Below are 14,802 nucleotides of genomic sequence, written 5' to 3'. Positions count from 1 at the left end.
CTGACCTCAGCGTAGTTGACTTACAACATGCTCATCAGTCATGTTTGATGTAGCGGTCGCCTGATGAGCGTATTCACCTTCCAAACTTTTAGGTAGTTCAAATTGAGCAACGGTTTTCACCAGGATATCTGCCTTGTCTTCAAGAGCGGCAGCGGCAGACGCAGATTGTTCCACCAATGCAGCATTTTGCTGTGTGACTTGATCCATCTGGCTGACCGCTTGAGCAACTTGATGAATGCCACGGCTCTGCTCATCAGAAGCAGCAGCAATTTCAGCCATTAAATCAGTTACCTGGTTCACTGACCTAACCAATTCATCCATCGTTTGCCCTGCATTATTCACCAATTCTGAACCCTGATTAACACGATGGACAGATTCATCAATTAATGTTTTTATTTCTTTCGCGGCTTCGGCACTGCGTTGCGCCAAGTCACGGACTTCACCGGCCACTACGGAGAATCCACGTCCCTGTTCACCGGCACGAGCTGCTTCAACGGCAGCATTCAGTGCCAAAATATTGGTCTGGAAAGCAATACCATCAATAACGCTAATAATAGCGCTAATTTTTTTCGAACTTTTGGCAATTTCATCCATCGTTGCCACAACACTTGTGGTCAATTCGCCACCTTTTGACGCAGTCTGAGAAGCCGATATCGCCAATTCACTGGCTTGGCGCGCATTCTCTGCGTTCTGTTTAACAGTAACGGTCAACTCTTCCATACTGGCAGCCGTTTCTTCCAATGATGCTGCCTGTTGTTCCGTACGTGAGGATAAATCCGTATTGCCTTGAGTGATCTCTTGAATACCAGAATACATCTGGTTGGTATTCTCACGCACTGCAGCAATGGATTTGACTAATGATGCCTGCATATCACGCAGCTTGCGGAAAATATCACCAATCTCATCCTTGGTGAACACAGCAATTTCTTTATCCAAACGCCCTTCCGCTACATCCTGGAAGCAAGCTCTCATATTCGAAAACGGTCTGAGAAGGTTACGTTTTAGCCACCAATTAGCCGCTATTGAAACAACAAATACCATCAAGACAGCGCCAAAAAACATGGCAATGGATACTTTGTAGAAAAATTTCCCCTCAGCAACCGCTGAGTTAATGTTATCACCGAGATATTGCATATAGTTGTTATATGCAATTTCCATCTTACGTTGGTAATCTTCTGTAGGTTGATCAAGGAAAGCCTGAAAATTACCTTCATAAAGATACGTTTTTAGCTCTTTTAATGCATTGATATATTCTTGATAAGAATGTTCAACCGCAGCTAATAAAGCTGCACTATGATCAGTTTGTTCTATCCGAGGTAATGAACTAAATTTGGCGAAACTCCTGTCTGCTTCATTCAGTGAGCTTTTAAGCAACGCCTCCATTGCTTCTACCTGAGTTTGTGGTTGCCCCACTTTATGGGCAATCGCGATTTTGTTTAGAGTATTACGCGTTTGTAACAATGCCGCCCAACTCAACCCAAGGGTATCTCTCCGTTGAGTGCCCAGATCAATTCTTTCGATATATGTCTGGTCTGTATGAATTATTCCCAGAGACAAACCACTCGAAATAATTTGCATAACACAAAACATCATCAGTAACAGATACAAACTGGTTGATATGCGAAGCTTGCCTAACATGTAATCACCTCGTTTAACGGCTGCATAATGCAGCCGTGGTTATCGCTATTATTTTTTAGAATGTTTCCCAATTAGAGGGGTCTTCCACATTGTTTTCTTTCTTCAATACGGGAGGATTCGTTTTATTAGCTGGAGGAATCGACGATAAAACTTCATTTTTTCTTTTCTCAGGCTGTTTCCTTTCTGCCTGCTCCGATAGCTGGAACATCGCAACCGCTTTGGTTAATATCTTGGCCTGTTCCTCCAATGCCGCCGCAGCAGCAGCAGATTGCTCAACCAATGACGCATTTTGCTGTGTGACTCTATCCATTTCAGAAATAGCAACACCAACTTGCGTGATCCCTCTGCTTTGCTCATCAGAAGCCGAGGCAATTTCCCCCATAATGTCAGTCACACGAGTAACAGAATCGACAATTTTGTTCATGGTTTCGCCAGCACTTTCTACCTGCATGGAACCGGTATCTGTACGACTAACAGAGTCTTCGATCAACGCTTTGATCTCTTTAGCCGCTTCTGCACTGCGCTGTGCCAAGTTACGCACTTCACCGGCAACGACGGCGAAACCACGACCATGCTCACCCGCACGGGCAGCCTCCACGGCAGCGTTAAGGGCGAGGATGTTAGTTTGGAAAGCAATGGCATCAATGACACCCGTGATGTCAGAGATCTTGCGAGAGCTGTCTGCAATTTCATGCATGGTTTGAACAACATTAGCCACCACTTTGCCCCCCTGACGTGCGATCTCAGAGGCGTTGTCAGCCAAGTTACTGGCTTGACGGGCATTGTCAGCATTTTGTTTTACTGTCGCAGTCAACTGTTCCATGCTGGCAGCCGTTTCTTCCAACGAGGCCACTTGTTGTTCAGTACGAGAAGAAAGATCGTTGTTACCTGCTGCAATTTCGCTGGTACCGGTATAGATGGTTTCGGTACTTTGATGAACACTTCTGACTGTATTGATCAGTTCTTCCTGCATGTGTCTCAAGCCAACAGCTAACATGCCCATTTCATTATTACCAGTTACAGTAATCGTCTGGGTCAAGTCCCCTCTTGAGAAAGCCTTGATATTTTCCAGTAGCTTGTGCAGCGGATCGATCAATGCTTTACGCAAACCAATCCAGCTTATCACTATGACCACAGCCAGCAGAGCCATCACAAGGATCAATGAAACAACAACATTGCTGTAAGCTTTGTCAGCTTCCTGTGATACCTGATCATAAAATTTTGCGTTCTGAGATAAATAAAAGTTAAATTCTGCATTAAACGCGTTCTGGTAATCCGTCGTTTTATGGAGAAAAAACTCTTCAAATTTGTCATGCGCTAACATGTTATCTAATTCTTTAAGCGCATTAAGATAGTCATTATGGGTCTGTTTCAAACGTTGCAGACGTTCTGAATCATAAAAAGACAATCTTTCAGTCTGCTCATATTTTTCGAAGAATCGTTCGGCACGAGCAATATTAGCCCTGGCTTCTCCCAAAGCGTCATCAATTTTATAGCTACCTTCAACACCGCGATTTTTCATCATGTACATGATGCCAACACGGTTTAGGTTATTACGGCCTTGCAGCAGGTTAACCCAGCTTTCATCCAGATAGATTTGCTGCTCTCGCATTTTATCTATTAAGTCAAAGGCTTGTATATCACTCTTCAACCCTTTGAAGAACAATCCCCCGGAGATAAGTTGCAAAGCACCAAACAATATGATGACTGAGATTAATCCCGTCACTATTTTCATTCGGTTAAACATGACTTCCCTTTTTTTTTACTAAATTTCTATGCCAGTGTTATCGGCACACTTAAAGGGAACTTTACGTAAAATTCTAGAAATTGATTTTTTGCGGTATTTTTTTGATCTAAGACAAAGGGGCTGCTGTTTTTTTATTGCAGTAGCCCCAAAACATCAGCCTTTGGCAACTGAATCAACCAATGCCATTTCTTCACTGTTGAGAAGCTTTTCGATATCAACCAGAATCAGCATCCGTTCATCAATAGAACCAAGCCCGGTTAAGTATTCTGTTGATAAAGTAACCGCAAATTCTGGCGCAGGACAAATCTGATCCTCTTTCAGGGAAAGCACGTCTGACACACCGTCGACCACAATTCCGACAACACGATTAAGCAAATTCAGGACAATAACAACCGTATTATCGTTATAGGTGACATCTTCCTGTGAGAATTTGATCCTCAAATCGATGATAGGCACGATCACTCCACGCAGGTTAGTGATCCCCTTTATAAAAGCCGGCGTGTTTGCAATGCGGGTAACTTGATCATAGCCGCGAATTTCCTGCACTTTTAATATTTCAATTCCATACTCTTCATCACCCAAGGTGAAAACCAGATATTCCTTTCCGGTTGTTTCCCCCGATAATTTATTAAATTCTTCTATGGCTGACATGATGTTACCTTTTAGTGTGAAGTTTTTTCTCCTTTCAAGCTGCCCCTTACGGTTACGCCAACTTGAAATCTATTGGGTATCTTTTTTTAATTGTTGTTCGCTAATTCCGCCTTACTCTGCGCCAATTGTTCATGGTTAAGTTTTTGCAAAGCGGGAACATCAATGATGAGCGCAACGCTACCATCCCCCATAATGGTGGCAGCTGAAATACCCGGTACTTTGCGGTAATTGCTCTCAATATTTTTAACAACAACTTGATGTTGCCCCACCAACTTATCCACCAGCAAGGCATAACGGCGTCCAGCACTCTGCACAATAACAGCAATGCCTTTCGTTGGATCAGTGATCCCATTGGGGATATCAAATATGCGATACAGTTCCAGCAGAGGTAAATATTCCCCACGTACCAGCAATAGTTTTTCATCACCCGCCAACGGATAAATATCTTCCTCTTGTGGTTGCAATGAACTCACTACAGCACTCAGTGGCAGGATGAAAACTTCCTCATTAACTCTGACTGACATTCCATCCAATATCGCTAATGTCAATGGCAACAAAATGCGAATGACAGTTCCCTTTCCTTCCTGGAAGTTAATCTGAATTTGCCCTCCCATGTCTTGAATATTGCGCTTGACCACATCCATACCAACGCCACGGCCAGAGACATCAGTGACCACTTCTGCGGTAGAGAAGCCGGGAGCAAAAATCAGCATAGCCACTTCTTCGTTGCTCATATTTTCATTGACGCTTAAGCCCTGAGATTGTGCTTTTGCCAAGATTTTCTCACGATTCAGACCCGCACCATCATCAATGACTTCAATACAAATATTTCCACCTTGATGCTCAGCCGCCAAAGTCAAATTACCTGTTTCAGGTTTACCAGCCGCAAGGCGTTTTTCCGGGCTTTCGATACCATGGTCAAGACTGTTGCGTACCAGATGTGTGAGAGGATCGATAATCCGTTCAATCAAACTTTTATCCAGTTCTGTCGAACTGCCAATGAGTGTCAATTCCACTTTTTTATTGAGTTTTCCAGCCAAATCCCGCACCAAACGCGGATAACGGCTAAAAACATATTCCATCGGCATCATACGAATTGACATGACAGATTCTTGCAAGTCACGGGAGTTTCGTTGTAATTGAGCCATACAACTTAGCAATTCACTGTGTTTGGTTGGTTCCAGACCGTTACAATGCTGAGCCAGCATAGATTGGGTAATAACCAATTCACCCACTAAATTGATAAGCTGATCAACTTTTTCAACTGCAACACGAATACTAGACGATTCCGCTCGCTGGCGTGGCGAACCCGCTGCTGGACGGGGTGCCGGACGCCCAACTTCGCGCACATCTATTTTTTTCGGAGCACTAGACAACTGTGGATCATTTGTAATTGTCGTATCTGTTGCTGTGGTAGTCTCTGCTGCCGTATCTGTTGTGCTATTTTCTGCTACCGTTTTTACCGTATCGGTTTTTACTAAGGCATCAACTACAGATTCCCCTTTTGCTACTGCATCTTGTTCTGTTTCAGTGCCCACACCTTCTGACTGAGATTCATTTGTGGGTAAAAAAGTAATTTGCTCAGGCTCAATCACAAAGCACAATACAGCTGTAATATCATCTTCTGTCGCAGATGTGATCAACGAAGCTTCAAGACTATTATTAGTCTGTTCTACATCATAAATCTCACCAAGATGCCCCAATTCATCTTTCATTAAACTGACTTCGCGTTCTTTCAACCCAGATAAATGAACACGGATCCGCCCATGATTAGATTTGTTTGCTGGAGAATGTCGCTTCTCTGGCTGATTTTTTTCTAACTGAGCTAACTCTACTGCCTGTTTTTCCTCAACTTCATTTACAACATCTTCCGGGGCAAGCTCAGCCTGAATCTCAGGTGTTGTGGCAAGAAATTCTTCCTGCTGCTGCCCTTGCTGTAATTCTAACGCAAGCTGACGCAGCGTCTCGCAGATATAATTGAATGTGTCTTCATCCGGCTCCTGAGAACTTTTATAGGCATCCAATTGTTGCTGCATAATATCTTTCGCTTCTAAAAACAAGTTGATAATGTCAATGGTCAAACGTATTTCATCACGTCTGGCGCTATCAAGCAGATTTTCCAAAACATGCGTAGTCTGTTGCAGTTTGGTAAAACCAAAAGTCGCAGCACCCCCTTTAATGGAATGGGCGCTGCGAAATATTGCGTTTAACTGCTCATGATCAGGCTCATCGGCGTCGAGCAATAATAAATGCTGCTCCATATCAGCCAATAGTTCATCTGCTTCATCAAAGAAAGTTTGATAAAACGCGGTAATATCCATCGTTACTTACTCTGTCATCTTATTGTCACTCGGCGGTTCAACCGATGATGGCTGCTCCGATTTTGTGATTTCATGTTTTATGATCACATGGGATTGTTCAGTGGGTTGCTGACCAGCCGCTCCCTCATTTGAATCCATTCTGATGACTTCTTGCATATCCATACTATTGTTAGCGGTCATGGCGTTACCGCCACTGTTTTCTTGTTCAATCCTTTTTTCTGCATCTTTATTTAGTACAATAATACTGATACGACGGTTAACCGGCGCATTAGGATCGATGTCTTTCTGCATACTAACAGTAGATGCCATACCCACAACTCGCAGGACCTTAGCTTCATCCAAACCACCTATCAGCAATTCACGCCTTGACGCATTGGCACGATCTGAAGAAAGCTCCCAGTTGCTGTAACCCCGCTGACCATTAGCATAGGGTAAACTATCGGTATGGCCAGAAAGACTGATTTTGTTTGGAATATCGTTCAAGATCGGCGCAATTGCTCGCAAAATATCGCTCATGTAATTTTCGACCTTAGAACTGCCAATCATGAACATTGGGCGATTTTCTCGATCGATAATCTGAATACGTAAACCTTCATCCATCATGTCAATCAATAGATGAGGGCGTAGCTCTTTAAGGCGAGGATCGGTAATAATCAATTGATCAAGTTGCTGGTGTAATCGATTTAAGCGACGCGTTTCTTCTTTAATTTCAATTACCTTAGATTGACGGAAAACTTCTCCATCCTGTTGGAAAATATCCTCCCCTCCCCCAGGGATCGGGTTAGTATTATCGCCGCTCTTCTGTCCTTGGTTGATCGCTACTCGCAAAGGGGTACGGAAATATTCTGCGATACTAGTCAATTCCTGTGGACTAGCTATCGATATCAACCACATAACCAGAAAGAATGCCATCATTGCAGTCATAAAATCAGCATAAGCAATCTTCCAAGATCCACCAACATGGTTCGAATCATGTTTTTTACGCCTCTTTATCCTGACGACGGAAACATTATTCTCTCTCATAATTATTCTTCAGCTTCTTGTTGTACAGGGGATTTAACCCGACGAACATGTTCTTCCAATTCTGTAAATGAAGGACGATCTGTTAGGAATAATGTTTTACGACCGAATTCAACTGCAATTTGTGGTGCATAACCATGTAAACTGGAAAGCAATGTCACCTTAATACATTGCATCATTTTGACTTGCTCACCGCTGCGTTGACGAAGGAGTGTTGCCAGGGGGGAAACAAAACCATAAGACAATAAGATCCCAAGGAATGTTCCCACCATCGCATGTGCGATCAACGCGCCCAATTCTCCTGCCGGACGATCCGCAGCTCCCAGCGCATGAACAACACCCATGACGGCCGCAACAATCCCGAACGCGGGTAATGAATCCCCGACTGCTGCCAAACTAGTCGCTGGTATTTCACTTTCCTGTTCGTAAGTTTCAATCTCTTCATCCATCAAGGCTTCGATTTCATGAGGATTCATATTACCGCTGATAATCAGGCGTATATAATCAGTGATAAAATCCATCAAATGCTGATCTTTTAACAAACGAGGATATTGTGTGAATATGTCGCTTTGGTGCGGGTTTTCAATATCCCGCTCCAAAGCGAGTAGCCCATGCTGGCGGGATTTTGACAACAAACGAAACTGTAACGCCATAAGATCCATATACATCGCTTTATTGTATTTTGATCTACGCAATACTTTTGGTAATACACGCAGTGTTGCCTTTATCGCCTTGCCATTATTGCCCACGATAAAAGCACCAACTCCCGCACCTGCAATAATCAAAAATTCCGCTGGCTGATAAAGTGCGCCCATGTGACCACCGACAAGCAAGTAGCCACCAATTACCGCACCAAAAACCACGATATATCCTAAAAGTACTAACACGCGATATCCTTTAGCTAAGTTGGTGAGCAGACGAGATTTGAACAGGGCAAATGATAATGAAAAAGAGTATGACGACAGGTTACAGAGGTTATGATCAAATCTGTAACCTGAATTTTACTTTCCCATTTAAATTCACACAGCTTGCTGAGCAAATCCATCCAGCAGTTGTGATTTAGTATCGGCAGGTTGAGAGGAAAGTTTACGTTTTTTTACTGCCCGTGAAGGGGGCTGGCAAAGACTACAAACAAAGCTATTTAATGGCTGGTGAGCGTGTGTGATAAAAGTTCCACCACAACAACGACATTGTGTTGGCTGTAACATCCCGCTATCAACAAAACGAACCAATGTCCAAGCTCGAGTTAATGCCAGAACGGGTCCTTCTTCACTCGTCGGAGGGCATTGCTCAAGATATAAACGATAAGCTTTGACAACAGCCTCTACTCCCTCACAATGCCCACTTTTCAACAGAAAACGATAGGCATTGTAGAACATTGACGAATGAATATTCTGTTCCCAAGTCATAAACCAATCCGTCGAAAAGGGGAGCATCCCTTTAGGCGGAGGGCTTCCCCGCAACTCTTTATACAACCGGATCAATCGACCTCTACTTAGTTGCGTTTCACTTTCAAGCATCTGCAATCGCGCGCCTAAAGTGATGAGTTCCATCGCCAGCTGAATATCTTTCGCTTCCTGAACGATACTTTTTTCAACCATCTTTACGCTCTTTTCTTGATTGAGGTGTCATCCTGGGCGGATAACTGCTGAAAAAGATGAGTAGACAGTAAGATACCTGTATGAATTTGTTGCAGATCGTCCACCCGAGATTCTTTAGTTAACTGCTGTACAGTTTCGTGATCTTCAAACCGGAAATGGCAAATCAATTGGTTTGTTTCAGCTAATTTTACTAACTGAGGCAATGTCAGCTCGGCCAACGTATCAGCCATCGATTCACTAATACCTAAACGGAACATCGCAGATGCTTTCTCATGGTTAATTAGCCGTTGTGCCAAAAGCAAATACGATAAATTTATGTCATAAATATGTTTGAGCAATTCAGCCGTACTCATTTCTATATATCCCGTCCGATTACATGAAAAAATCAAATTAAGTGATCAAAGAATCACTCACGACAAAATTACCAGTAGCACGAGATTCAATAATCTCCGACATAACTGAAATATACATCTTTAGCCAGAGCAGTAACTGTCCTTTGTATTACTCTTGGGATCGCCCAATTTCTAAAATATTTCGGTAATGGGTTGTAAAAGTATTATTGCGTCATCTGGGTAATGAACTTGCCACAATTGATTAAGAATATTCTTAATGCTAATTAACTTTACTCCTGAATCATCAACTTATACAACGGAGAACAGATGTCATTTTAAATACTATGTGATCTTGATCACAAAACCTGTACTTTTTATTATGATTCTAGCTCATTAACTATTCAAGCAATAAAAAACAAGAAATAGTCTACAATTAATAAGTTAAATTATTTAAATAAAAATATTAGGAACCATTTTTGGTTTTATACGATCTATTAAACTTACAAATCTAAAATAACGACAAAAAATCCTACCTTTAGTTAAATTATCAATATTCTAATAAAATTTGCTTCTTGATAATGTAGGTAGGTGCTCATCTTCCACTATAACTTGATTTAGATCATAGTCATGCCAAATTTATTAATTAAATGTGAATACTGGTTATTGAAAAGCTATCAGTATGATCATTTTTAGTTCATTATCGCACTATTTCCAAACAGAATAAAAAAAGCGCACACTCCCACATTGGGCACAAATATCACACAGATAGAAAAAATAAGATAAAATACAGTATGATGTTGAAATAAAAAAACATATACATTTCTTCTCTCTGGCAAACCTAACTAACAAAGCTTTACTAATTAAACGAAATCCAACCCTCTGTTATCTGGCAAGCATATTTTTCGCCACAACTATTGATAAGTTTTTCTAAACAAAATAAATAAATATACCGTCGTCTCATGACATAAATTTAACCAAATTGCCATTGTTTATAATTTCACCACTCAGGTTAGCTTACACACAAAATAAATAAGAAAAATTAATCAATTTATTTTATACCAACAACACAAATGATAAGATTTAAAAATGTTTTATGCCGCTTTCTTCCATGAAAAAACCAACAACCAAACTCTCTAACAAGGCGCTTTATTGACTAAAGATAAATTTACTTAAATAACAAGAATATAAATATAAATATAAATATAAATATAAATATAAATATAAATATAAATATAAATATAAAATTCTGACAAAATAAAAATCAGCCGATAATATATCACTAAATAAAATACAACCAAAAGAAGAGTCAAAAATTAAAGAAAAATAAAATAGATATAAAAACAGATATAAAAATAAAATCATTCCATTTACATTTAAAGAAAAATAATAATAGATAATTGACCTGATAATTCAAATAGGAAAAAGATAAATATAACGTTATTGCATTCCTAATTTTGTTTATATTTTAACACATCCTTAATACTTAAAGATAATATCAACACCTATCCAATTCCTGCAAAAAATCCGTCATGATACGAGTCATAATGTTGTATATCCAGTATGGATTACTCTCTTTAACCCATACTGAATAAAAAATTACTTAATGAGAATCATTTACAACCATTCACCAAATCGATGAATATAAAATTTCTTCATCATTTGGGCAATGATACAATAGCTTATTAATGTTCCAATTAACCATAGAAAATATTTCCACGGTAGTGGTTGTAACCCAATGAGGTTACCAAATGTAGAGAATGGAATGTAAATACCAAGTACCATTATTATTAGTGTCGTTAATAAAATAGGAAGTGCTGCCGTACTTTGCACAAAAGGAATTTTTTGTGTACGCAACATATGCACGACCAAAGTCTGTGACAATAATCCTTCAACAAACCATCCAGATTGAAATAATGCTTGATGTTCTATACTGTTAGCTGCAAATACATACCACATCACAGCATAAGTCATGATGTCGAAGATAGACGAAGTAGGACCAATCCAGAGCATAAAACGTCCTATATTCTTTGCGTCCCATTTACGCGGCTTTTTCAAAAACGCCTTATCCATTCTGTCCCATGGCATAGATAGTTGGGAAATATCGTACATTAGATTTTGTACAAGCAAATGAATCGCTAACATCGGTAAAAATGGAATAAATGCACTGGCAACCAATACCGAAAATACATTTCCAAAATTTGAACTGGCAGTCATATTTAAATACTTGATGATATTCCCAAACGTTTCCCTGCCCTTAATTACTCCCTCTTCTAATACCATCAAATTCTTCTCTAGCAGAATGATATCTGCGGATTCTTTTGCGATATCAGTTCCTGTATCAACTGAAACTCCAACATCAGCATCCCGTAATGCCGGCGCATCATTTATTCCATCACCAAGAAAACCAACTGTGTGCCCATTATTTTGCAATGATTTTAAAATACGTGACTTTTGCAGAGGGGTTAACTTACAAAAGACGGACCTTAATTCCACTTCTTTTGAAAGGTCTTCATCACTCATTAGTTCAATATCGGGGCCAATAAGAATATTTCCAGAATCTAAATCCACATCTCGACAAATTTTGGCTGTAACAACAGGATTATCTCCAGTGAGCACCTTGATCGAAACACCATTTTCCTTTAATGCCGTAATTGCCATTGCCGCACTTTCTTTTGGTGGATCTAAAAATGTTAATAAACCTTGTAGCACCATCTCCTTTTCATCTGCAACAGAAAGTGGATGTTTCACTTCATCGTGACTTAACTCCCGGGTTGCTAAGATTAATACCCTGAAACCTTGTTCGTTATAACTGCTAACTAATTCCATTACATTGTTGCGGATTTCTTCAGTTAGAGGAATAATTTTCTCTTTTATCCTTATATAGGAGCAAACCGATAGCATTTCCTCTGCTGCTCCCTTGCAGATCAATTGATATTTTTTAGCCAAATCTTGTACAGAAATTGATAATCTACGTCTAATAAAATCAAACGGTAATTCATCAATTTTTCTGTAGCTGTGTAGGCAATCGAGATCTGAATTATCGTATCCATACCTCACAATAGCTTGATCCATTAAGTTCTTAGTTCCACTTTGATGAAAGCTATTTAACCAAGCACAATGAAGGACAGAAGCATCTTCCCTACCTTCCGTATCTAAATAGTGTTGGAGAATAATTTTATCCTGAGTCAGTGTTCCCGTCTTATCCGTACACAATATGTCCATTGCGCCAAAGTTCTGTATTGCATTGAGTCGCTTGACAATGACTTTTTTCTTTGACATAGCAATCGCTCCCTTTGCCAGATTGGAACTGACAATCATGGGAAGCATTTCAGGTGTTAAACCAACAGCAACCGCCAGTGCAAACAACGCCGCATCAAGCCAATCACCTTTCGTTAACCCATTGATTAAAAAAACAATTGGCACCATAATCAACATAAAACGGATCAAGAGCCAGCTAACACTATTAACACCGTGATCAAATGCAGTTTGTGCCCGTATTCCTACGATAGATTTTGCAAGTGAACCAAAGTAAGTTTGCTTTCCTGTCGCCACAACCACCGCAGTCGCAGTACCACTAGTCACATTGGTTCCCATTAAGCAGATATTAGAAAGTTCAAGTAGTTCTGTTTCAGATACATTATCAGAACGAGCTGTCTTGGCATTCACATGCGCCATCGTGTCATATTTTTCGATAGGGATCGCTTCCCCCGTCAAAATTGCCTGGCTGATAAATAGATCTCTGGATTCGATTAAATACAGATCTGCTGGGATCATGTCTCCAGCCGATAAGTAAACAATATCTCCTGGAACCAGGTACTTGATTGGAATCTCTTTTTTCTGTGATTTGGTATTATCGGAAGGGCGTCTCAAAACAGTTACTGTTGTATTCACCATTGATTTCAAGGCTTCCGATGCCTTATTTGTTCGATATTCTTGCCAAAACCGAAGTAATCCACTTAATGTCACCATTATTAGAATAATAATGACACTCGTAAGCTCTGGTTCTTCTCCGTTGAATGATGGCAACAAGTATTCAGTACAAAAACTGATTGCAGCCAGTAATAGCAATACATAGGTAAACGGGCTGTGGAAAGCTTTAATAAGTTGCATCAAAGCATGAGGTGTTTTTTCATGTGCAACTTCATTAATACCATACTGCCCTAAACGTTCTATGGCCTTATCATCAGTTAAACCCAATGTACTGCCGTTAAGATCAGTAAGGATATGTTCAAGACTCTGATTAGCTCGCTTCGCGACAATAAATTCTTTTTCCTTGAAAAAATTGGCTGATTTATTAGTGTATTTCTCAGTCATAACGCTTTCTCTATATTCAATTTGCAATACCTATCATCCCTTTTTCACCAGGGATAATTTCCATATACAGCTTTTATGCGTTACCTATCTGAGAAATAAAATTGCTTACTCCATAGGCAACACCTTATTTAGTGTGGAGGGAGGGACATCGTCCATATTGGCTCCTTATTGATATAACTTTATGGAATTAGTAATAAAAAAATATTCTAAGCTGGTAATTCAGCCGCAATTTTCCAATTCACTGAAGTGACGCTTTTTTCCAAACTTACTCGGCAGACAATCGATTCAATTTCTTTTTGCTCCGCAGGAGTGGCTAATATTTCCGCACAAACCTCAAGCCTATCAGGCTGAATCGCATCTGCACTGCTCAATGACTGTAACCTGACACCTAATCCATTGAGTGCTTGTAAAATCAAAGTTCTGACCAGGATTTCATCATTTATGTCGCAAATAATATGGATCTTATAGCGTTGTTCTAAATCTAAGGCTTGCTGGTGAGGCTGAGTATTAATTCGTTGCGCGATCTCCCGCAATAAAATGTTTGCACAGAGAATAATCGCTGTAGCAATCCCTGCTGCCCAGTATTGCCCCATACCGCATAACTCCCCTATTCCCGCTGAACACCATAATGTCGCTGCTGTATTTAAACCACGAATACTCATTCCCTGACGCATAATCACGCCAGCACCAAGAAAACCAACGCCAGAGATAATTTGTGCAGCAATACGATCAGGATTTCCCTCAGAAGCGCTCATTGCAGTAATCATGAAAAGTGCAGCACCTGTTGATACCAAAGCGTTGGTTCTTAATCCTGCCATACGTTGGCGCCATTGACGTTCAGCTCCAATCAAAGCCCCAAAACATAACGCGGATAGTAAGTGCATTGCGATAGATGTTAACAACATAGTATTCTCCATAACATCAAATGGATAGAGATACTCTAAGTCCCTCAAATTATTGAATGTGAACTTGATTGAGTAGTACAAACTTGAAATCTGTTAGATGCAGAAAATCATGCACGAGGCTGGCTCATTTAATTGCATTTACCGAGCTTTTATTAGTTGATTTTTTAATTCGTTATAAAACTAATACGTAAAAAATAACCTGAAGAGAGTATCTCTTCATCGTGCATAGAATATTCTGACAACGAATCTATAATTGATTAGTCGTATGTTCCC

General features: G+C 40.2%; 10 protein-coding genes. All 10 read right to left on the bottom strand.

Annotated features, from left to right (window positions below; genetic code table 11):
• Positions 1–6 precede the first annotated feature (6 nt).
• Positions 7–1,638 carry a methyl-accepting chemotaxis protein gene (locus AAC853_RS16060; protein WP_340615144.1) on the bottom strand — a complete coding sequence of 544 codons (1,632 nt, stop codon included), beginning with the start codon at positions 1,636–1,638 and terminating at the stop codon, positions 7–9.
• 55 nt (positions 1,639–1,693) lie between these two features.
• Positions 1,694–3,385 (bottom strand): methyl-accepting chemotaxis protein, encoded by a 1,692-nt coding sequence (locus AAC853_RS16055; RefSeq protein WP_340615143.1) that lies wholly within the window; start codon positions 3,383–3,385, stop codon positions 1,694–1,696.
• A gap of 153 nt (positions 3,386–3,538) precedes the next feature.
• Positions 3,539–4,036: a chemotaxis protein CheW gene (cheW, locus tag AAC853_RS16050; protein WP_074019720.1), complete on the bottom strand. Its 498-nt coding sequence runs from the start codon at positions 4,034–4,036 to the stop codon at positions 3,539–3,541.
• An 86-nt stretch (positions 4,037–4,122) separates the two neighbouring features.
• Positions 4,123–6,357, bottom strand: a complete 2,235-nt coding sequence (gene cheA / locus AAC853_RS16045; protein WP_340615142.1) for a chemotaxis protein CheA — start codon at positions 6,355–6,357, stop codon at positions 4,123–4,125.
• Between the two features lie 6 nt (positions 6,358–6,363).
• Positions 6,364–7,380 carry a flagellar motor protein MotB gene (motB, locus tag AAC853_RS16040; RefSeq protein WP_340615141.1) on the bottom strand — a complete coding sequence of 339 codons (1,017 nt, stop codon included), beginning with the start codon at positions 7,378–7,380 and terminating at the stop codon, positions 6,364–6,366.
• Between the two features lie 2 nt (positions 7,381–7,382).
• Positions 7,383–8,264, bottom strand: a complete 882-nt coding sequence (gene motA / locus AAC853_RS16035) for a flagellar motor stator protein MotA (RefSeq protein WP_338885213.1) — start codon at positions 8,262–8,264, stop codon at positions 7,383–7,385.
• Positions 8,265–8,396: 132 nt separating this feature from the next.
• Positions 8,397–8,978 (bottom strand): flagellar transcriptional regulator FlhC, encoded by a 582-nt coding sequence (gene flhC / locus AAC853_RS16030; RefSeq protein WP_338885212.1) that lies wholly within the window; start codon positions 8,976–8,978, stop codon positions 8,397–8,399.
• A gap of 2 nt (positions 8,979–8,980) precedes the next feature.
• On the bottom strand, positions 8,981–9,331 hold the full coding sequence (gene flhD / locus AAC853_RS16025; protein WP_074019618.1) for a flagellar transcriptional regulator FlhD: 351 nt from the start codon (positions 9,329–9,331) through the stop codon (positions 8,981–8,983).
• Positions 9,332–10,924: 1,593 nt separating this feature from the next.
• The gene (mgtA, locus tag AAC853_RS16020) at positions 10,925–13,624 is read right to left on the bottom strand and encodes a magnesium-translocating P-type ATPase (protein WP_340615140.1); all 2,700 of its coding nucleotides are present in this window, start codon (positions 13,622–13,624) and stop codon (positions 10,925–10,927) included.
• A gap of 206 nt (positions 13,625–13,830) precedes the next feature.
• A complete protein-coding gene (locus tag AAC853_RS16015; RefSeq protein ID WP_338885210.1) occupies positions 13,831–14,529 on the bottom strand; it encodes an MgtC family protein in 699 nt (232 codons plus the stop codon).
• Between the last annotated feature and the right edge of the window lie 273 nt (positions 14,530–14,802).

Origin of the sequence: Xenorhabdus thailandensis (assembly GCF_037996785.1) — a bacterium.
GTDB lineage: Bacteria > Pseudomonadota > Gammaproteobacteria > Enterobacterales > Enterobacteriaceae > Xenorhabdus > Xenorhabdus griffiniae.
The sequence above is the reverse complement of the archived record's forward strand: the minus strand, read 5'-3'. Positions and strand labels throughout refer to the sequence as shown.

Excerpts from the sequence above, each read along its gene's own strand:
- AAC853_RS16060 (WP_340615144.1), bottom strand. The coding sequence starts at position 1,638 with ATGTTAGGCAAGCTTCGCATATCAACCAGTTTGTATCTGTTACTGATG.
- AAC853_RS16055 (WP_340615143.1), bottom strand. The coding sequence starts at position 3,385 with ATGTTTAACCGAATGAAAATAGTGACGGGATTAATCTCAGTCATCATA.
- cheW (WP_074019720.1), bottom strand. The coding sequence starts at position 4,036 with ATGTCAGCCATAGAAGAATTTAATAAATTATCGGGGGAAACAACCGGA.
- cheA (WP_340615142.1), bottom strand. The coding sequence starts at position 6,357 with ATGGATATTACCGCGTTTTATCAAACTTTCTTTGATGAAGCAGATGAA.
- motB (WP_340615141.1), bottom strand. The coding sequence starts at position 7,380 with ATGAGAGAGAATAATGTTTCCGTCGTCAGGATAAAGAGGCGTAAAAAA.
- flhC (WP_338885212.1), bottom strand. The coding sequence starts at position 8,978 with ATGGTTGAAAAAAGTATCGTTCAGGAAGCGAAAGATATTCAGCTGGCG.
- flhD (WP_074019618.1), bottom strand. The coding sequence starts at position 9,331 with ATGAGTACGGCTGAATTGCTCAAACATATTTATGACATAAATTTATCG.
- mgtA (WP_340615140.1), bottom strand. The coding sequence starts at position 13,624 with ATGACTGAGAAATACACTAATAAATCAGCCAATTTTTTCAAGGAAAAA.
- AAC853_RS16015 (WP_338885210.1), bottom strand. The coding sequence starts at position 14,529 with ATGTTGTTAACATCTATCGCAATGCACTTACTATCCGCGTTATGTTTT.